Below are 18,194 nucleotides of genomic sequence, written 5' to 3' on the forward strand. Positions count from 1 at the left end.
GCCCCGGCCGGTGCCGAAGGAGTGGAGTTGAGGTGACAGTGGAGCTGCTGCGCAACGCGGTGCGGCCCTACGCCTGGGGATCGCGGACGGCGATCCCCGAGCTGCTGGGCCGCCCGGTACCCGCGCCGCACCCCGAGGCCGAGCTGTGGATGGGTGCCCACCCGGGCGACCCGTCCCACGTCATCGGCCCGGACGGCACCGAGCGAAGCCTGCTGGAGCTGGTGGACGCCGACCCGGTGACGCAGCTCGGCGAGAAGTGCGCGAAGCGGTGGGGCGGGCGGCTCCCGTTCCTGTTGAAGATCCTCGCGGCGGAGGAACCGCTGTCGATGCAGGCGCACCCGTCGGCGGCGCAGGCCGCGGAGGGGCACGCCCGCGAGGAGCAGCTGGGCATCCCGCGCGACGCCGCGAACCGCAACTACCCGGACCCGACGGCCAAGCCGGAGCTGGTCTGCGCGCTGACGGAGTTCCACGCGCTGGCCGGCTTCCGCGCCCCGGACCGCACGGTGAAACTGCTCAAGGCGATCGAGACGCCGGGGCTGGCGAAGTACACCGGGCTGATCGAGGCGCAGCCGGACCCGTCGGGACTGCGCGCGCTGTTCACGACGTGGATCACGCTGCCGCAGTCCGCGCTGGACTCGCTGCTGCCGGAGGTGCTCGACTCGTGCGTCCGGCACGTCCAGGAGCACGGCGAGTTCGCGGTCGAGTGCCGGACGATCCTGGAGCTGGGCGAAGCGCACCCGCGCGACGCGGGCGTGCTGGCGGCGCTGTTGTTGAACCGGCTGACGCTGCGCGCGGGCGAGGCGATCTACCTGCCGGCCGGCAACCTGCACCTGTACCTGCACGGAACGGCCGTGGAGATCCTGGCGAACTCGGACAACATCCTGCGCTGCGGGCTGACGCCGAAGCACGTGGACGTCCCGGAGCTGCTGCGCGTGGTCGACTTCGCGTGCGGCGAGATGCCGGTCCAGTGCGGCGACAGCGGCGAGCGGGTGTCGGTGTACCGCACGGACGCGCCGGAGTTCGAGCTGTCGCGCGTCGAGTGGGCTGCCGGGCAGGACGACGAAATCTCACTCGACAGCGCCGGCCCGCAGATCCTGCTGTGCACGGCGGGCGACCTGCTGGTGACGGCGGACGACGGCGAGAAGGTCGAGCTGCGCCGCGGCCAGTCGGTGTGGCTCCCGGCGGCGGACCCCCCGGTGCACGTGCGCGCGCTGGGCGGGGAGCGGGCCCAGCTGTTCCGCGCGACGGCGGGGACCTGCGAAGACTGAGGTAGCTGTAGTGGTTCGGCGGGGGCTCTTCGGGGCCCCCGCTGTTTTGTGTGCGTTCCGTGTGGCGGCGTGGGTGAGTATCAACCCGACGGGGGGACCCTGGTGCGGTGGCGCGCGCTGCCGGTCCGCTGGGGGTGGCGCCGGTCGGGTTTCCCGCCCGGCGCCCATGGGCCTGCCGGTGGTGCCGCGAGGGGGCGGCATCACCGGGCCCGGGGGACGCGCAGCCGAGCCGGGGAGGACTCGGGGCGCGGGTTTGAGGGGCGGGGCGGCGGTGCTGCCGGGGGGCGAGCACCGGCTGGGCGGGGGAGTTCGGCGGTGTGGCCGGGGCGAGCGGGCTCGGGTTGGGCGGGGCCTGGCGGTGTTGCCGGGGGCGAGCGTTGGCCGAGCGGGAGTTCGGTCGCTTACCAGCGCGAGCGCTGCCTGCGGAGGGGAGCCCGGCGGTGCCGCCGGGGCAAGCACAGCCGAGTGGGGAGCCTGACGGTGCGGCCCGGGGCGAGCACCGGTTGGCCCGGGAATCCGGCGGTGCTGCTGGGAGCGAGCGTCGGCTTGGCGGCGTTGGCGAGCGGACAGGGGTCGTCGGCGGCGAACCTGGCGAGCGGTGTTGGCGGCCAGGCCGCGGCGGCTCAAATTCGCTCGGTCAGTGCCAGCAACGCTCGCCTCACCGCCGCCGCGCTGGCGTCGCGGGGGTCGGTGTAGCGCGCCGCCTCCGCGGCCGCCGATGCCGCTCCCTCCACGTCGCCCACCGCTTCGCACGCGCGGCCCAGCACGAGCCACGTCAACCCCGTCGCGGAGCGGCCGCCCATCTCGCGGAACTCCGTCAAGCACTGCCGCAGGACCGGGATCGCCTGTGCCGCACGGCCTTCGCCGATCCAGCCCGCCGCCAGTGCTCGGGTGCAGGACAGCTCCCGTGGCCGCTCGTCCAGTTCACGGGCCAGCTCACGGGCTTCCCCGAACGCCGCCATCGCGCTCTCGCGATCGCCCGTCGCCGCGGCGATCGCGCCCGACGTACGCAGGGATTTCGCCAGCTCCGAGCGGGCCGGTGCCGGGCGGAGGTGGTCCACCGACTCCGCGATCGCCGCTGCCGCCTCGCGGTCGTCGCCGGTCAGGAGGGAGGACCACGCGAAGCCGTGCAGGGCGATGGCGATCTGGCGGGTGTCGCCGGTTTCGCGGGCCGCGGTCAGGGCGACGCGGTCGACGTCGCGGGCTTCCGCCACCCGGCCGAGCCGCAGCAGGGCCGCCGACTCCGCCGCGCGGACGCGGATCGGCTCCGGTTGACCGTCCACTTTGAACAGTTCGCGCGCGTGGGCCGCTGTCTCCAACGCTTCTTCGGCTTGGCCCAGCCCGATCAGGCAGTGTGCCAACCCGGCCGTCACCCAGGCGTGGGTGCGGTGGTCGCCACGCGCTTCCAGCTCCTTCGCGCACTGGCGGTACGCGGCCGCGGCTTCCTCGTACTGACCGCGTTCGTGCCGCAGCAGCGCGAGGTTCGCCTCGGCGAGCAGCGTGACCGCCGGGTCGTCCGCCTTGGCCAGCACCGTTTCGTACGCCGCGCGCATCTCCGCGTATTGGCCGTGCAGGTACAAGTACACGCTCAGCTTGTCCAGCAGCCGCAACGCTTCCGGTGCGGGCAGCCACCCGATCAGCAGGACGAGGTTGGCGCGCTCGGCGGCGAACCAGTCGTCCGGGCGGGCCAGCAGCCGCGCCACCAGCTCGTCGGGCAACGGCTGGGGCAGCGGCGCGGCGGCCGGCGGCGGGATCGGTACCGTGCGCGGCAAGCGGGCCGCGGCCGCGTCGGCGAGAGCGAGCGTCGCGGACAGCACCGTCCGGAGGCCGCCGGTGTCTTCGGCGAGTTCGGCGGCGTACAACCGGACGAGGTCGTGCATCCGGTAGCGGCCCTCGCCTGCCTCGTCCACGCCGCGCGCCTCCAGCAGGCTCGCCTCGACGAGCTCTTCGACGGCTTCGTCGGCGTCCGGGGTGCCGATCAGCGTCGTCACCGCCCAGGCCGGCAGGTCGGCGAGGCGGCAGCGGCCGAGCAGGCGGAACGCGCGCTGTGCGGGCGGCCGCAGGCCTTCGTAGCTCAGCGCGATGCTGCTGCGGACGGCCAGGTCGCTGACCGTCAGCTCGTCGAGCCGGCGGACCTCGTCTTCGAGGCGCCCGGCCAGCTCGCCGAGCCGCAGGTGCGGGCGGATGGCCAGCCGGCTGCCGGCGATCCGCAGGGCCAGCGGCAGCCGCGCGCACGCCGCGATGATCCGCTCCGCGTCGGCCCGCTCCCGGTCGACCCGCGCGCCGGCGAGCCGGTTCAGCAGCTCGGCGGCGTCGGCGCCGGACATCGGCCCGAGCGGGAGCCGGTACGCGCCGGCGAGCCCGCTCAACCGGCGCCGGCTCGTCACGAGCACCGCGCAGCCCGGCGTCCCCGGCAGCAGCGCGCGGACGTCGCCGGGGTCGGCGGCGTCGTCGAGCACCACCAGGACCCGCCGGTCGGTGAGCCGGCCGCGGAACACCGCCGCGCGTGCCCGGACGTCGTCGGGCACCGCCGGGCCAGGTACGCCCAGCGCGCGCAGGAGGTCGGCCAGCACCTCGCCGATGTCGCGGCCGGCGAGCGGGACGTACAGCTGCCCGTCCGGGAACCGCGCGCGCAGCCGGTGCGCGGCCCGCACGGCCAGGGTGCTCTTTCCCGCGCCCGGCTCGCCGCTGAGCACGGCGACGGGGACGCCCCGCTCGTCGCCCAGCACGCCGGTCAGCTCCGCGAGTTCGGCGTCGCGGCCGGTGAAGTCCCCGATGTCCGGCGGCAGCTGGCACACCGGCCAGACCGGCGGCGTCGAACCCGGCACGGGGTCTTCCCCGCGCAGGACGGCCGCGTGCACCCGGCGGGCCTCCGCGCCGGGTTCGACGCCGAGCTCTTCGATCAACGTCGCCCGCAGCCGCCGGTAGACCTCGAGCGCGTCGCCCTGCCGCCCCGCCCGGTGCAGCGCGATCATCAGCTGCGCGGCGAGCCGTTCGCGCAGCGGGTGCTCGGTGATCATGGCCTGCAGCTCGCCGGTCAGCTCCCCGTGCCGCCCGGCGGTGAGCTCGGCGTCGACGCAGTCCTCGAACACGGCCAGCCGCTCGGACTCCAGCCGCGCGACGTCGGCGTCGAGCCGCGGGACGTGCAGCCCGGCCAGCACCGGCCCCCGCCACTGCGCGAGCGCCCGCCGGTAGTGCCCCGCGGCCGCGACGGCGTCCCCGGCCCGCTTCCCCTCGGCGACGGCCGCCCGGAAGACCAGCAGGTCGAGCTCGCCGGGCTCGACGTGCAGCCGGTAGCCGAGCGGCCCGTGCTCGACGCGCAGGCCGTTGATCCGCTCCCGCAGCCGCGAGAGGTAGGTGTGCAGGTTGGACGCGTGGGACTTCGGCGGCCCGCCCGGCCACAGCGCTTCGACCAGCACGTCGACGTGGACGTGCTGGTTGGCGTTGACCAGCAGCACGGCCAGCAGCGTGCGCTGCCGCTCGCCGCGCAGCGCGACCCAGTGCCCGGGCGGCCCTTCGATGGCGAGCGGCCCGAGCACGCCGAAGTGAGCCATGTCCGCCCTCCCGAGTACCGGAACGGCCACCGTAGCGAAGGGGTCCGACAGAAACGGGCCGCCGCCGGCGGTCGGATCCAGGCTCTTGGGTGCGCTGGCGGAAGGTGGTCCCGGTCTGGATCGACCGCTGGTCGACACCATCGTCGGGTCGAAGATCCAGAACCTGAAGGAGCTGCGGCCGGGTAGCGTGCGAATCCTGTTCGTCTTCGACCCCTGGCGGTCGAGTGTGCTGCTTGTCGCCGGGGACAAAGCCGGGCAGTGGAACGCCTGGTACCGGGAAGCGATCCCGCTGGCCGAGGACCGGTACGACCGCTATTTGAAGGAACGTCAGGCAGAGGAGAGCCGACCGTGACGGAGTACAAGCGCTGGAAGGACGTTCGCGCGGCGCACGTCGAGCGGGCCGGCGGCGAGGAAGCGGTCGAGGCGGGAAAACAGGAGCTGCTCGCCACCGTCCAGGGCCACCGCCTCGCCGAGATCCGCCGCGGCCGTGGACTGACTCAGCAGCAGCTGGCCGAACGGATGGGGGTCACCAAGGGACGGGTGTCCCAGATCGAGCAGGGTCAGATCGCCGGCTTCGAGGTGCTCGCCCGCTACGCCGCTGCTTTGGGAGGGCGGCTGCACCAGGCGATCTCCTTCGACGACGGCGACGTCGCCACCATCGTCTGAACGGAACCGCGGGCGAAGGTACGGGCGGTGGGGACCCGGCCGGACCGCGCCCATTACGCTCCACCCGGACATTCAGGACCTACCAGGGGAGCGGTCGTGTCAGCTGGAGGCGGAACCAAGGCGATCATCGCGGCCCTCGGGGCGAACGCCGGGATCGCGGTCGCGAAGTTCGCCGGCTTCCTCGTCACCGGGTCGTCGTCGATGCTGGCCGAGTCGGTGCACTCGCTGGCCGACACCACCAACCAGGGCCTGCTGCTGCTCGGGCAGAAGACGTCCAAGCGGGAAGCCGACCAGGAGCACCCGTTCGGCTACGGCCGCGACCGGTACTTCTACTCCTTCATCGTCGCCCTGATGCTCTTCAGCCTGGGCGCCGCCTTCGCGATCTACGAAGGCATCCACAAGATCAGCCACCCCGAGCCGCTCGAATCGCCGATCGTCGCGGTGATCATCCTGGTCGTCGCGATCTGCCTCGAGGGCTACAGCTTCTACACCGCCATCGGCGAGTCGAGGAAGATCAAGGGTGACGCGAGCTGGTGGGGCTTCATCCGCCAGGCCAAGGAACCCGAGCTGCCGGTCGTGCTGCTGGAGGACGCCGGCGCGCTGCTCGGGCTCGTCTTCGCGCTCGCCGGCGTCGGGCTCGCGGTCGGCACCGGCGACCCGGTCTGGGACGGCATCGGCACCCTCGCCATCGGCGCGCTGCTCGGGGTCATCGCGATCATCCTGATCGTCGAGATGAAGAGCCTGCTCATCGGGGAAGGCGCCACCGCGCCGGTGCTCGCGACCATCGTCGACGAGCTCGCCGCCGGGAAGGTCGAGCGCGTCATCCACATCCGCACCCAGTACCTCGGCCCGGACGAGCTGCTCGTCGCGGCCAAGCTGGCGATGGTGCCCGGGCTCGACACGGCCGCGCTGGCCGCGGCCATCGACGACGCCGAGGCCCGCGTCCGCGCCAAGGTGCCGGTCGCGAAGCTCATCTACCTCGAGCCGGACCTCGACCGCAGCCTGGCGAACTAGCTCCAAGATCCACTTCCGGGCGCTCGGCGAGCCGTCACGGACGTGACCCGTTAGGGTGACGTACCGCGATACACGCAGTTCAGCCGCAGGAGGTCAACGGTGCCCGGAACGGGATTGTGGCGCACTAAATCGATCGAACAGTCCATTGCGGACACCGACGAGCCGGACACCAAGCTCCGGCGGAACCTCAGTGCGTGGGACCTCACGGTGTTCGGCGTCGCGGTCGTCATCGGCGCCGGCATCTTCACGCTGACCGCGCGCACCGCCGGTGACTACGCCGGCCCGTCGGTCTCGCTGGCCTTCGTGTTCGCCGCGATCGCCTGCGCGCTGGCGGCCCTCTGCTACGCGGAATTCGCTTCGACCGTGCCGGTCGCGGGCAGCGCGTACACGTTCTCCTACGCCACCTTCGGCGAGTTCATGGCGTGGATCATCGGCTGGGACCTGATCCTCGAGCTCGCCGTCGGCGCCGCCGCGGTGGCCAAGGGCTGGTCGGTCTACCTCGCGACGGTGCTCGGCTCCCTCTTCGGCAAGGGCGCCGCGACGACGTTCGACGTCGGCGGCGTGACCGTCGACTGGGGCGCGCTGCTCGTCGTCGCGGTCCTGACGACGCTGCTGGTGCTCGGCACGAAGCTGTCGTCGCGGGTGTCGATGGTGATCACCGGCATCAAGGTCGCCGTCGTGCTGTTCGTGATCATCCTCGGCCTCTTCTACATCAAGGGCGCCAACTACACGCCGTACCTCCCGCCGGGCGAGAGCGGCGGGGCCGGCCAGACCGGCGTCGACCAGTCGCTCTTCTCGCTGATCGCGGGCGGCGCGAGCAGCTCGTTCGGCGTGTTCGGCCTGCTCGCGGGCGCGTCGCTGGTGTTCTTCGCGTTCATCGGCTTCGACATCGTCGCGACCACCGCCGAGGAGACGAAGAACCCGCAGAAGGCCGTGCCGCGCGGGATCATGGGCTCGCTGGCCATCGTCACGGTGCTCTACGTCGCGGTGTCGCTGGTGGTCGTCGGCATGACGAACTACAAGCAGCTCGCGACCTCGGCCGGCGACGGCAGCCACAAGACGCTCGCCACGGCGTTCTCCGACAACGGCGTCGACTGGGCGGCCAACATCATCTCCTTCGGCGCGCTGGCCGGCCTGACCACCGTCGTCATGGTGCTGATGCTGGGGCAGGTCCGGATCATCTTCGCGATGTCGCGGGACGGCCTGATGCCGCGCGGGCTGGCGAAGACGGGCGAGCACGGGACGCCGAAGGGCGCGACGCTGATCGTCGGCGGCCTGGTCGCGCTCGCCGCCGGTTTCTTCCCGGCGGACAAGCTCGAAGAAATGGTCAACGTCGGCACGCTGTTCGCCTTCGTGCTCGTCTCGGCGGGGGTGCTGGTCCTGCGCCGGACGCGCCCGGACCTGCCGCGCGCGTTCAAGGTGCCGCTGATGCCGGTCATCCCGATCCTGGCGATCCTGGCCTGCCTGTGGCTGATGCTGAACCTGACCGTGCTGACCTGGCTGCGGTTCATCGCCTGGATGGTGCTGGGCGTGGTCATCTACTTCGCCTACAGCCGCCGTCATTCCCTGCTCGGCAAACGGCAGGCCGACGGAACCGGCGATCCCGTGAAGCCGGCCTGATTTCCCCAGGTCGCCGGCGGTAGGTCACGAACGGGTTAAAAAGGGGACCCCGGGTAAGCGGGGGAGTGACGTGCGATACCTTTCGTTCCTCCGCGTGCCACTGACGGGTGAATTACAGCAGTGTGGTTACACGCTCGGTGGTGCCGCGACCACGGATTTCGAAGTGCTGTCTCCCCCGCCGGTACAGGAGTTCCCCTATGCGCAGACGTACCTTCCGCGGCGCCGTTGCAGTCATGGCGCTGACCACCGCGGCCCTCATCGGCACCGCCGGCTCCGCGCTGGCCTGCTACCCGTCGGACGACCACGCCACCGCGGTGCCGAACCCGAAGATCCGCAACTGCGCGGACGCGAAGGTTCCCGGCGACACGCTGGTGAAGTCCGGGGACAAGACGGACCTGATCGAGTTCACCGGCGGGGTGCCGGACAAGGACAAGACCCTGACGATCACCAGCGTCGCCGAGGGCGTCACGATCACCGCGATCGTGGTCAAGGGCGGCGACGGGTACAACCTGTACGTGCCGGGCAAGAAGGGCCTGTCCGAGACCCCGCCGTGGCAGGACCTCAAGTCGCCGCTGAACGGCGGCCGCCAGGTCCCGACCATCAGCCACTGGTTCGTCTGCGGCAGCAAGAAGGACACCCCGCCGAGCGAGACGACGGCGCCGACGAAGCCGTCCACCCCGGCCACCGGGACCACGAAGCCGAGCGCTCCGGCGACCTCGGAGACCTCGGTCTCGCCGACCAGCACCACCGCTCCGGCCGCCGTCCCGGCGGGCAACGAGTCGGGCACTGGTGGCGGCCTGGCCAACACCGGCTTCGACAACAGCTGGCTGATCTGGGTCGCGGCCCTGCTGCTGGTCGCCGGTGGCGGTCTGCTCGCGCTCCTGAAGTTCCGCCGCAAGGCTTCCGAGTAAGCCTCAGCGAAGTTCCGTGAAGGCCTCCTTACCGGTCATAAAAGCCGGTAAGGAGGCCTTCACGGCTTTCCGGGGAAGTCGCCGAAGAGCAGGCCCTGTTCGCCGTTGGAAGGTTTGCCGAGGCCGGCGGCCATCGCGACGGCGTGGTCCCACTCCGCGTCGACCACGTAGTCCTGGTGCCGGAGCACCCCCGGCGCCCAACGGTGCCGTCCGGTCGGGCCGCGCAGCGGGTCCGGCAGCCAGTGGTCGCCGCCGAGGATGAGGACGCCGTTCTCGTCCGCCTTCGCCTTCAACGGCCCCGAACCGCCTTCCGGCTGGAAACCGACGCCGAAGAGCTGCCGGTCGGAGACCTCGTGCCGCCACGTCGTCACGCCGCCGCCGAAGATGTCGGTGCCGCGGCAGAGCGCGCGCCACCGGCCGTCGAGGTCGGCGAAGAGCTCTTCCAGCGCCTCCTGCGGCAGCAGCGCGGGGAACGCCCGCTGGTAACCCCACTGCAGCGGGGAGCCGGCGGTGAGCACGCCGACGCGTTCGAGGTCCGCCGCCGGCAGCTCGGCCGCGAGCCGGGCGGCCGCCATGATCGTGAGCAGGCTGCCGAGGTTGTAGCCGGACAGCACCACCCGCGTCCCCGGTTCGGCGAGGTGCTCGCGGGCCCGCGCCGCCAGCTCCGGAACCACCTTCAGCGCGTAGCACGGCGGGACCGTGGGGTGCGCGGCCCGCGGCCAGAAGCAGACGAGGTCGGCCAGCGCGCCGAGGTGGCGGCTGCGCTGCGGGGTCCGCGCGGCCGTGTAGACCACGCGCAGCAGGCCCGCGGCCAGCGCGCCGAGCGCGACCACGCCGATCGCGGACAGCGGCTTGAACCAGCCGGGGACCAGCCCGAACCCGAACCGCAGCACGAGCAGCGCCGCACCGCCCGCGGACATCGCCGACGCCACGGCGAGCGCGAGGTGGTGCAGGTGCCGCCGTTCCCACGCCGAGCGCGCCCACGCCGCCGCGGCTTGGGCCTCCTGGCGCTCGTCGTGCTCCATCAGCTCGACGATCTCCGGGATGCCCCGCCGCAGCCGGCGCAGCGGGACAGCCACCGCGAAGCCCAGCACGCCGAGCACCGCGGCCAGCGCGAGGCCAGCGCCCCAGAGCACCGTGACCAGCAAGTACGTGTCGGGCACCTGCAGCAGTTCCGCGCCGGACAGCCGCCGGAGCGCCTCGGCGAGACCGGCGCCGAACCCGCCGCCGAGCAGCCCGGCCAGCGCGAGCACGGGCGCGGCTGCCCAGCCGCCCAGCCACGGCCGCAGCCGGCGCGGCTTGTGCGCCCAGCCGGGCCGGGCCAGCAGCGCGGCCGGGAGCAGGAACAGCGCGAACAGGACCGTGACGGCGACCAGGGCCGCGCCGAGGCCTTCGACGACGCCGTTCGTGCCCGGCAGCGGGCCGGTGCCGGGCCGCAGCCGCACCGCGGCCACGACGACGAGCACGCTCGCGAAGGCGAGCACGCCGGGCCGGGCGAACCGGCCGGTGTCGACGCCGATCGCGGCCGCGACTACGACCGCGAGCACCACGGCGAGCGTGATGATCCAGACGACCAGGCCGAACGTGTCACCCGGCACGCGGAACGGCCCGCCGAGCAGCAGCAACGCGACCGACGCCAGCGCCGCGACGGTGTGCAGGCAGCGCAGCGCCGGCGTCTCCGGGTCGGCGCGCATCCGCAGCGGCCCGCCGGTGAGGTCGCCGTCGGCGTGCACCGCCCACGTCGCCGAGGAGATCCGGTGCAGCACGAAGATCACCACGAGCAGCGGGACGACGCCGAGCGCGATCCGCGCGGGCACCGTGCGGAGCACGTCGGGGACCACGGGCAGGCAGCCCGAGCCGGGCGCGAGGCACTGCGTGGCGAACAGGTCGAGCGCGATCGCCGCGAGCTGGCCCATCAGCAGCATGGTCAGCAGCAGGGCGCCGACGCGCAGCAGGCCGCGGCACACGGCGCCGAGGAAGCGCGGGAGGCGGCGGTCCGGCGGGATCGGGGGCAGCATCCAGAAGGCGACGTTGGCCAGCGAAAACGGGAACAGCAGCGCCCAGGTGGCCTTGGCGGCGCCGCCGGACGTCATGCCGTGCCACAGGTAGCCTTCGAGGGTCCGCGGGATCGTCCGGCCCAGTGCCGGCAGCACGGGCCCGGGGGCGGGCCGGCGCAGCCGGTCGGCCGGGCGGATCACCCGGCCCAGCCCGTCGCCGGCGACGTCGACGGTCGAAACCGCGTCGAGCAGGGTTTCCCCGCTGGTGCCCACGAGGCCGGCGACGCGGATTTCGACGACTCGGGTGTCCGGGCCGGGCATCGGCACGGTAAGGGTCTCCTAACCGCTCTAGGGAAGGTCGAGCGGACAACGGTAGTGTTCCGGTGTCATCGAGTCTTGGAGGAATCGCCACTATGCCCCCCGAAAGCGTTGCGAAGCGGCACGAGACCCGCAACGGCATCGAATTCGCCGTCGCCGACCTCGATGCCGCCGAGTTCGGCCGCAAGGAGATCCGCCTCGCCGAGCACGAGATGCCGGGGCTGATGGCGCTCCGGCGCGAATACGCCGAGGTCTACCCGCTGCGCGGGGCGCGCGTGTCGGGCTCGCTGCACATGACCGTGCAGACCGCGGTGCTGATCGAGACGCTGGTCGCGCTGGGTGCCGAGGTGCGCTGGGCCTCCTGCAACATCTTCTCGACCCAGGACCACGCGGCCGCCGCGGTCGTCGTCGGCCCGCACGGCACGCCCGAGGAGCCCAAGGGCGTCCCGGTGTTCGCGTGGAAGGGCGAGTCGCTCGAGGAGTACTGGTGGTGCACCGAGCGGATGCTCACCTGGGACGGCGAGGGTCCCAACATGATCCTCGACGACGGCGGTGACGCCACCATGCTGGTGCACAAGGGCACCGAGTACGAGAAGTCCGGCGTCGTGCCGACCCCGGACGAGAACACCTCGGACGAGTTCCGCGTGTTCCTCGAGCTGCTGCGCGCCTCGGTGGCGGCGGACAAGGACAAGTGGACGAAGATCGGTGAAGGCGTCCGCGGCGTCACCGAGGAGACCACGACCGGCGTCCTGCGGCTGTACCAGCTCGCGGCGGCGGGCGAGCTGCTGTTCCCGGCGATCAACGTCAACGACGCGGTGACGAAGTCGAAGTTCGACAACCGCTACGGCATCCGCCACTCCCTGATCGACGGCATCAACCGCGGCACCGACGTCCTGATCGGCGGCAAGGTCGCGGTCGTCTGCGGTTACGGCGACGTCGGCAAGGGCGCGGCCGAGTCCCTGCGCGGCCAGGGCGCCCGCGTGATCGTGACGGAGATCGACCCGATCTGCGCCCTGCAGGCGGCGATGGACGGCTACCAGGTCCGCACGCTGGAGAACGCGCTCCCCGAAGCCGACATCGTCATCACGACGACCGGCAACAAGGACGTCGTGCTGGTCGAGCACATGGCGAAGATGAAGCACCAGGCGATCCTGGGCAACATCGGCCACTTCGACAACGAGCTCGACATGGCGGGCCTGGCGCGCTACCCGGGCATCCGCAAGATCAACATCAAGCCGCAGGTCGACGAGTGGGTGTTCCCGAACGGCAACACGATCATCGTGCTGTCCGAGGGCCGGCTGCTCAACCTGGGCAACGCGACCGGGCACCCGTCGTTCGTGATGTCGAACAGCTTCTCCAACCAGGTGATCGCGCAGGTCGAGCTGTTCACCAAGCACGAGGAGTACGACAAGGAGGTGTTCCGGCTGCCGAAGAAGCTCGACGAGAAGGTCGCGAAGATCCACCTCGACGCGCTGGGCGGTGAGCTGACGAAGCTGACCAAGGAGCAGGCGGAGTACATCGACGTGGACGTCGAGGGGCCGTTCAAGCCGGAGCACTACCGGTACTGAGGTTTCCGCGTTTTCGCTGGTGAGGGCCGCCCCGAAAGTGTTCGGGGCGGCCCTTTGTTTTGCGCTCTGAACAGTGATAGCACGATTGGGTGACGTGTTATCATGGGGGTGTGAAGCAGTTGATCACGAGGATCGACGACGAGCTGCACGCCCGGCTGAAGGCACGAGCCGAAGCCGAAGGGCGCAGCATGAACGACCTGGTCACGGAAGCGTTGAGGGGCGTTGTGGCGAAGACCGAAACCCGCGCGGAATGGAAACGGCGACTGATCGCCGAAGGCAAGGTCGTGCACGTGGAGCCGCCGGCTCACGTGCCGACCCTGGACGAGATCGAAGACCTGTCCCGAGGCTGGGGCACGGCTGTGAGTGAAGCGCTCGACTGGACCCGAGGGGAGTGGTGACCGTGCTGTACGTCGACACCAGCGCGCTGGTCACGGCTTACCTGTCGGACGAGCCGGAGCACGACAAGTTCCGCAAGCTGCTGCTCGAAGGCGATTCCCCGGTCGTGAGCAGCGATTTCACCCGCATCGAGTTCGCCGGTGCCATGACGGCCGCCAAGCGGACCGGCCGGATTCCCGATCCCGCGGTGGCGCTGGCGCACTTCGATCACCTCGCCTCTCCGGACGGGGATCTGGTGCTCATCCCGTTCAACCCGAACCGGATCATTCCCGCCGCGCGGCGGCTGGTCACCGAGAACTACCCCGTGCGCACGCTCGACGCGATCCACATCGCCGTCGCCATGCACGACACCGCCGAGCTGACCGGCGGCGAGCCGGTCACCTTCGTCACCCGCGACGAGCGCCAGGCCGACGCCGCCAAGGCCAACGGGTTCGAGGTGCTGTGAGCGTCAACCTCTTCGCCGGCATCGCCGTCCGCGACTACCCCGCCGCGCTCGCCTGGTACGAGCGCCTCTTCGGCTCCCCGCCGACCTACGTCGTCAGTGACACCGAAGCCCTCTGGGAAATCACCCCGCACGGCTCGGTCGTCGTCGAACTGCGGCCCGATCGGGCCGGCCACGCCTTCCACACCCTCTTCGTCGACGACCTCGACGAGCGCGTCGCCGCGATCTCCGCCCGCGGCATCGAACCCACCGACCTCGAAACCTACGACAACGGCGTCCGCAAGTTCCTCTTCCACGACCCCGAAGGAAACGAACTCGGCATCGGCGGCGGACCCGCGTAACCTCGAACACGTTCTTGGCTTCACGAACCTCACGGCCCGGTAGGTAGTCCGGGCGGCCGATACAGGCTCGTTGTCCCGCAAGGGAAACCGGTGGCGCCAGGCTGATCCGTCACGCCTGGAGGTTTCCCGATGAGCGGGGTGTTCACGCTGTACCACGACGGCCGGTTCTGGGTCGGTGTCTACGAAATCCACGAGGACGGCCTGGTCCGGGCCGCGCGGCACGTCTTCGGCGCCGAGCCGAACAACGCCGAGCTGGCGGCCTTCGCGGCCGGGCGCGACTTCGTGCGGCTCGCCGACGAAGCCCGTGAAGCGCCGCCGGTTCCAGTGCACAAGCGGGCGAAGCGGAGCTACGACGACGAAGGCATCGGCACCGCCGCCCAGCGCGCGTTGAAGCACGCCGTCACCGAGCGGGCGACCGAAAACAAAGCGGCCCGCAAACGCCGTGCCGCCGCCGAAGCCGCCCGCCGCCGTGCCCTCGCCAAAGCCAAGTCACGCGCCAAGCACCGCGGCCGGTGATCAGCACTCCGCCGGGGCGCCCGGGGTCACGATGACGCTCCTGGTTCGGGTGCCCGCACCAGGCGGAAGCGGGCAGACGCGGACCACCGGCGGGCCGGCGTCTGCGCGGTTGCCGCTGTTGTCGAACGTGATCATCCCGCCCGCGCCGCGGACCGCCTGGCCCGTCGTGGAGAACCCGCTGATCGCCGTGTTGACCTGGCTGCGCTGCACGGCCTTGGCCGCGGGCAGGGTGCGCAACGCCTCGGACACCACCGACATCGCGTCGTACGCGTTGACCGCCCAGCCGTCGTCGGTGTGCGCGAGGTCGAACCCGGCGCCGGTGAACGCCTCTTCCAGGTCCGCGAACCCCGGGTTGTTCCCGAGCCGCTGGTCGGCGCCCGCGACGAGGGTCGTCAGCAGCCGGATCCGGCCGCTGGTGAAGCTCGCCGACCGCAGGCCGCGCAGCCGGAGGTCTTCGAGCATCGGGTTGTCCTCGACCGCGCGCACCCGCTGGCCGTCCGACGTGCTCACCACCGTCACCGACGTCGCCGCGCACTGCCCGCTGCCGAACGCCTCGTCGAGGCTGAACAGGAGCCGCGCCAGGTCGCTGCCGCGGGCGATGTACAACAGGGTCACGTCCTTGGCGGCGCCGCAGATCCGCCGCGCCGTCTGCAGCACCGTGCTGGACTCGTCGGCGTCGAACTTCACCTCGGTGACGTTCCCGCCGAACTGCCGTTGCATCATCGGCAGCGCGGTGCAGGTGTAGGGGTCGGACCCGCCGGTGGGCACCATGATGAAGTCCGGTCGCGCGGGGACCACGGCGGCGAGCCGGTCGATCTGCACGCGGTTGCGGTAGGCCACGCGGTAGAAGTAGTCCCGGCCGATCCCGCGCTGGTAGGTGGCCTCCGGGTCGCAGGAATCGAACTGCGGCTGGTCACCGCGGGAGCCGGTCTGGTCGAAGCCCTCCGCGGTGATCAGGTCGGACACCATCGGGATCTTCGCCGCGGCCAGCAGGTCCGCGGTCTCGGCGGCGCGCTGCTGGCTCAGGCCGAGGCCGACGACCGCGACGACGCCCCGGTCGGCCAGCTCCCGTGCGACGTCGAGCCCCTCGTTGTCCGGGCCGTAGGCGCCGATGTTCGCGACGACCAGGCGGATCGGGTGCACGCAGCCGGTGCCGTTGGCGCGCCGCTGCCCGGCTGCCATGCCCTCCAGTTCGTGCACCGCGCGGCCGCCGGTGTAGCGGTCGGTCATGGTGGTCAGCACGCCGACGGTCACGGCCGTGCCCTGCGGGTCGCAGCGGTCGGCGGCCGTCGTGTTCTGCTCGTCGATCACCTTCAGCACGGCGGTGAACCGGTCGAGGCCGAAGTCGTACTCGCCGTCGGACAGCCCGACGCACTCGCCGCCGGCGGACCAGGCGGAGTCGCCCGGCCAGCCGTCGTTGCAGGTGAGGAGCCGGCCGAGGCCCTGCCGGAACACGGCCACGCCGCCGGCGCCGACCAGCAGCGTGACCACCAGCGCGAGAGGGATCCAGTCGGTCCACAGTTTCGGGAACCGGGAGCGTCGGGGCCAGATGCCCGCGTAGTGGCGCGAGGACAAGGGAGTCCTTCCGGGAGGTGGGACGGTTCAGTAGCTCTTCGCCCGCAGGAGGAACGGACCGCGTTCGCGGGCGTGCTTGGACAGCCGGCGAAGGCTGTCCTTGGCCAGTTCGCGCAGCTCCGCCAAGGCGTGCTCGTCGGTGAAGCACGGGTCGTGGTCGAGCGCGGGGAGCACGCCGAGCAGGACGACGACGTGGTCGGCGGCCGTCGACGGCTGCTTCGGGCCGCGGACGCGCGCCAGGTCGCGCTCGCGCGGATCGGGCGTCGCGACGACCTCCTCGAGCAGGGCGAGCCACTCGGCCGGGGGCAGCTCGGGCAGCAGGCCGGCCAGCTCCTCCGCGACGCCTTCCTTGCCGCTCAGCAGGCGCTCGTGGTGCAGCTGCCCGGCGCGGTCGCCGGCGCGGTCCCGCAGCTTCCGGAACGCCGCCGTCCAGCCGGTGGCGGGATCGTCCCGCGCGGCGAGGGCCCGCAGGCCGAGGTAGCGGGCGAGCGGGTGCAGCCGCCCGTCGTCCGCCCCGGCGGGTGACCACAGCGTCCGCGAGGTGAACACGGGGGAGTCGTGCCGCACCGGGTGCGGCAGCAGCGGGAGCAGCCGTTCGGCCTCGAGCCGGTCGCGGGCGGCGGAAAGGGTGACGAGCGCTTCGAGCAGCGGCTCCTCGACGTGCTTGCGTGCGTTGAGGCCGCGGACGAACGGTTCCAGCAGCCGTCGCTCGACCGTGGTGCCCCCGGGCGCCGGGCGGCGCAGCAGGGCGTCGACGTCGGTGCCGGGCTCGCGGTCCTTGGCGAGTTCCGCCAGGACGATGGCCGTCCCTTCCGGGTGGCCCCGGGTGAGCCGGTGGGCCACCGGGCCGTGCAGGTGCCCGTTGCCCCACCTGGAGGACTCCGCCAGGTGGCGCACCTCGTCCGGACCGAGGTCGCCTGCCGGGATCCGCACCCACGGCCCGGCCCAGCCGGACTCGCCGGTGCAGCCGGTGGCGGTGGTGAGCGCGTCCGCCACCGCGCCCGTCGTGGCGACGACCAGGTTCAGCGGATCCGGCGGCAGCTCGGTCCGCGCGGCGGCCAGCTGGCCGCGAACGCGGATCAGCGAACTCGTGAACGCCGATGCGGCGGGCAGGTCGCCGTCGTCGACGAGCACCAGCACGGCCGGCGCGTCGCCACCCGCCTCCGCCCGGGCGCGCCGCAGGTCGGCCAGCAGGGCGGCGACCAGCAGGTCGTCCGCCTCCTCGCGCAGGGACGGGCGTTCGCTGCGCGCCCAGTCGCTGAGGTCGATCAGCGTCTGCAGGGGGTTGAAGTCGAAGCCCCGGTCCTGGTGGCCGAACCAGGCCACCGGGCCCGCCCAGTCGATCTGCTGCCACCACCGCCACCTGCGCAGGCCCGACACCACGGCTTCGGCGAGCTGGTCCACCACCTCGGGCGCGGCCGCCGAGACCGGCGGGCCCGCGATGGCCGCCGCCAGCCCGCCGGCCGCCCGCACCACGCTGCGGACGAAAGCGAGCAGCACGGCGGGATCGCGGTGGGCGGTCAGCACCTGCTTCAACCGGTTCAGCGCGTCGGTCGCGGTCAGCTTCGAGAAGTCCTCGCGGATCGCGAGGTGCGCGATCAGCGTGCGTTCGAATTTCAATGGATAACCGCGGATTCCGGGGGACAAACCGATCATTACCGCGGTCAGCACGCCGAGCACGGTGTTTTTCGCGGAATCGACGGTTTCCGAGGGGCGGACGAGCGCGGTCGGCGTCTCGCGCCGCCATTTCTCCAGTGCTTCGCGCAGCGATTCCGACTTGCCGGAACCGCCGGGCCCCTCCACGGCGAGGACCGGCGAGGTGGGCAGGCCGGTTGCCTGCACAGCCAACAGTTCGGTGATCGGTTCGGGCAGGTTCAGGCGCACGTTCGCTCCCTCGCGATCCGGTCACCCCCGACCGGAGGGCTGTACTGTAAACGCCTTCCTGTGACCCCGATCACGAGGGGTCGGAAACGAAGTCGGCTCCGGCGTCGATTCACTCGTTAGGGTG

15 protein-coding genes are annotated in these 18,194 nt (G+C 72.0%); 11 read left to right on the forward strand and 4 right to left on the reverse strand.

Features of this window, described 5'->3' with window-relative positions:
- Positions 1 to 38 precede the first annotated feature (38 nt).
- Positions 39 to 1,268 carry a mannose-6-phosphate isomerase, class I gene (gene manA / locus EIY87_RS27070; RefSeq protein ID WP_125313548.1) on the forward strand — a complete coding sequence of 410 codons (1,230 nt, stop codon included), beginning with the start codon at positions 39 to 41 and terminating at the stop codon, positions 1,266 to 1,268.
- Positions 1,269 to 1,891: 623 nt separating this feature from the next.
- Here manA and EIY87_RS27075 read toward each other — a convergent pair.
- Positions 1,892 to 4,822 (reverse strand): AfsR/SARP family transcriptional regulator, encoded by a 2,931-nt coding sequence (locus EIY87_RS27075; RefSeq protein ID WP_125312685.1) that lies wholly within the window; start codon positions 4,820 to 4,822, stop codon positions 1,892 to 1,894.
- A gap of 85 nt (positions 4,823 to 4,907) precedes the next feature.
- Between EIY87_RS27075 and EIY87_RS27080 the strand changes: the two genes are divergently transcribed.
- The 5 genes from EIY87_RS27080 (at position 4,908) to EIY87_RS27100 (ending at position 9,033) form a co-directional block, all read left to right on the forward strand.
- Complete coding sequence (locus EIY87_RS27080; RefSeq protein WP_125312686.1) at positions 4,908 to 5,174, forward strand: type II toxin-antitoxin system RelE/ParE family toxin; 267 nt, start codon at positions 4,908 to 4,910, stop codon at positions 5,172 to 5,174.
- On the forward strand, positions 5,171 to 5,488 hold the full coding sequence (locus EIY87_RS27085; RefSeq protein ID WP_125312687.1) for a helix-turn-helix domain-containing protein: 318 nt from the start codon (positions 5,171 to 5,173) through the stop codon (positions 5,486 to 5,488). The genes EIY87_RS27080 and EIY87_RS27085 overlap by 4 nt, the downstream gene beginning before the upstream one ends.
- Positions 5,489 to 5,584: 96 nt before the next feature.
- Positions 5,585 to 6,502: a cation diffusion facilitator family transporter gene (locus tag EIY87_RS27090; protein WP_125312688.1), complete on the forward strand. Its 918-nt coding sequence runs from the start codon at positions 5,585 to 5,587 to the stop codon at positions 6,500 to 6,502.
- Positions 6,503 to 6,601: 99 nt separating this feature from the next.
- Positions 6,602 to 8,122, forward strand: a complete 1,521-nt coding sequence (locus EIY87_RS27095) for an amino acid permease (protein WP_125312689.1) — start codon at positions 6,602 to 6,604, stop codon at positions 8,120 to 8,122.
- Positions 8,123 to 8,319: 197 nt separating this feature from the next.
- Positions 8,320 to 9,033, forward strand: coding sequence for an LPXTG cell wall anchor domain-containing protein (locus tag EIY87_RS27100; protein ID WP_125312690.1), 714 nt, complete (start codon positions 8,320 to 8,322; stop codon positions 9,031 to 9,033).
- Positions 9,034 to 9,092: 59 nt separating this feature from the next.
- Here the strand turns inward: EIY87_RS27100 and EIY87_RS27105 are convergent, their stop codons facing one another.
- On the reverse strand, positions 9,093 to 11,351 hold the full coding sequence (locus EIY87_RS27105) for a hypothetical protein (protein ID WP_125313549.1): 2,259 nt from the start codon (positions 11,349 to 11,351) through the stop codon (positions 9,093 to 9,095).
- A gap of 92 nt (positions 11,352 to 11,443) precedes the next feature.
- On the opposite strand from EIY87_RS27105, the gene ahcY reads away from it, so the two are divergent.
- The 5 genes from ahcY (at position 11,444) to EIY87_RS27130 (ending at position 14,611) form a co-directional block, all read left to right on the forward strand.
- Positions 11,444 to 12,916, forward strand: coding sequence for an adenosylhomocysteinase (gene ahcY / locus EIY87_RS27110; RefSeq protein ID WP_125312691.1), 1,473 nt, complete (start codon positions 11,444 to 11,446; stop codon positions 12,914 to 12,916).
- 110 nt (positions 12,917 to 13,026) lie between these two features.
- Positions 13,027 to 13,314 (forward strand): FitA-like ribbon-helix-helix domain-containing protein, encoded by a 288-nt coding sequence (locus tag EIY87_RS27115; RefSeq protein WP_086858448.1) that lies wholly within the window; start codon positions 13,027 to 13,029, stop codon positions 13,312 to 13,314.
- Entirely contained in the window at positions 13,308 to 13,757 is a 450-nt protein-coding gene (locus tag EIY87_RS27120) for a type II toxin-antitoxin system VapC family toxin (RefSeq protein WP_125312692.1), read from the forward strand. The genes EIY87_RS27115 and EIY87_RS27120 overlap by 7 nt, the downstream gene beginning before the upstream one ends.
- On the forward strand, positions 13,754 to 14,095 hold the full coding sequence (locus EIY87_RS27125) for a VOC family protein (RefSeq protein WP_125312693.1): 342 nt from the start codon (positions 13,754 to 13,756) through the stop codon (positions 14,093 to 14,095). The genes EIY87_RS27120 and EIY87_RS27125 overlap by 4 nt, the downstream gene beginning before the upstream one ends.
- Positions 14,096 to 14,224: 129 nt before the next feature.
- Complete coding sequence (locus EIY87_RS27130; protein WP_125312694.1) at positions 14,225 to 14,611, forward strand: YjdF family protein; 387 nt, start codon at positions 14,225 to 14,227, stop codon at positions 14,609 to 14,611.
- Here the strand turns inward: EIY87_RS27130 and EIY87_RS27135 are convergent, their stop codons facing one another.
- Together EIY87_RS27135 and EIY87_RS27140 are read right to left on the reverse strand one after the other, a co-directional pair.
- Positions 14,612 to 16,186 (reverse strand): ABC transporter substrate-binding protein, encoded by a 1,575-nt coding sequence (locus EIY87_RS27135; protein WP_125312695.1) that lies wholly within the window; start codon positions 16,184 to 16,186, stop codon positions 14,612 to 14,614.
- A 27-nt stretch (positions 16,187 to 16,213) separates the two neighbouring features.
- Positions 16,214 to 18,070 (reverse strand): hypothetical protein, encoded by a 1,857-nt coding sequence (locus EIY87_RS27140; protein WP_125312696.1) that lies wholly within the window; start codon positions 18,068 to 18,070, stop codon positions 16,214 to 16,216.
- Positions 18,071 to 18,194 lie beyond the last annotated feature (124 nt).

It is taken from the genome of Amycolatopsis eburnea (genome assembly GCF_003937945.1).
In the GTDB taxonomy this organism is placed as follows: Bacteria; Actinomycetota; Actinomycetes; order Mycobacteriales; family Pseudonocardiaceae; genus Amycolatopsis; species Amycolatopsis eburnea.

Bases quoted from the DNA above. Each gene is read 5' to 3' on its own strand.
- EIY87_RS27075 (WP_125312685.1), bottom strand. From the start codon at position 4,822: ATGGCTCACTTCGGCGTGCTCGGGCCGCTCGCCATCGAAGGGCCGCCC.
- EIY87_RS27100 (WP_125312690.1), top strand. From the start codon at position 8,320: ATGCGCAGACGTACCTTCCGCGGCGCCGTTGCAGTCATGGCGCTGACC.
- EIY87_RS27105 (WP_125313549.1), bottom strand. From the start codon at position 11,351: ATGCCCGGCCCGGACACCCGAGTCGTCGAAATCCGCGTCGCCGGCCTC.
- ahcY (WP_125312691.1), top strand. From the start codon at position 11,444: ATGCCCCCCGAAAGCGTTGCGAAGCGGCACGAGACCCGCAACGGCATC.
- EIY87_RS27130 (WP_125312694.1), top strand. From the start codon at position 14,225: ATGAGCGGGGTGTTCACGCTGTACCACGACGGCCGGTTCTGGGTCGGT.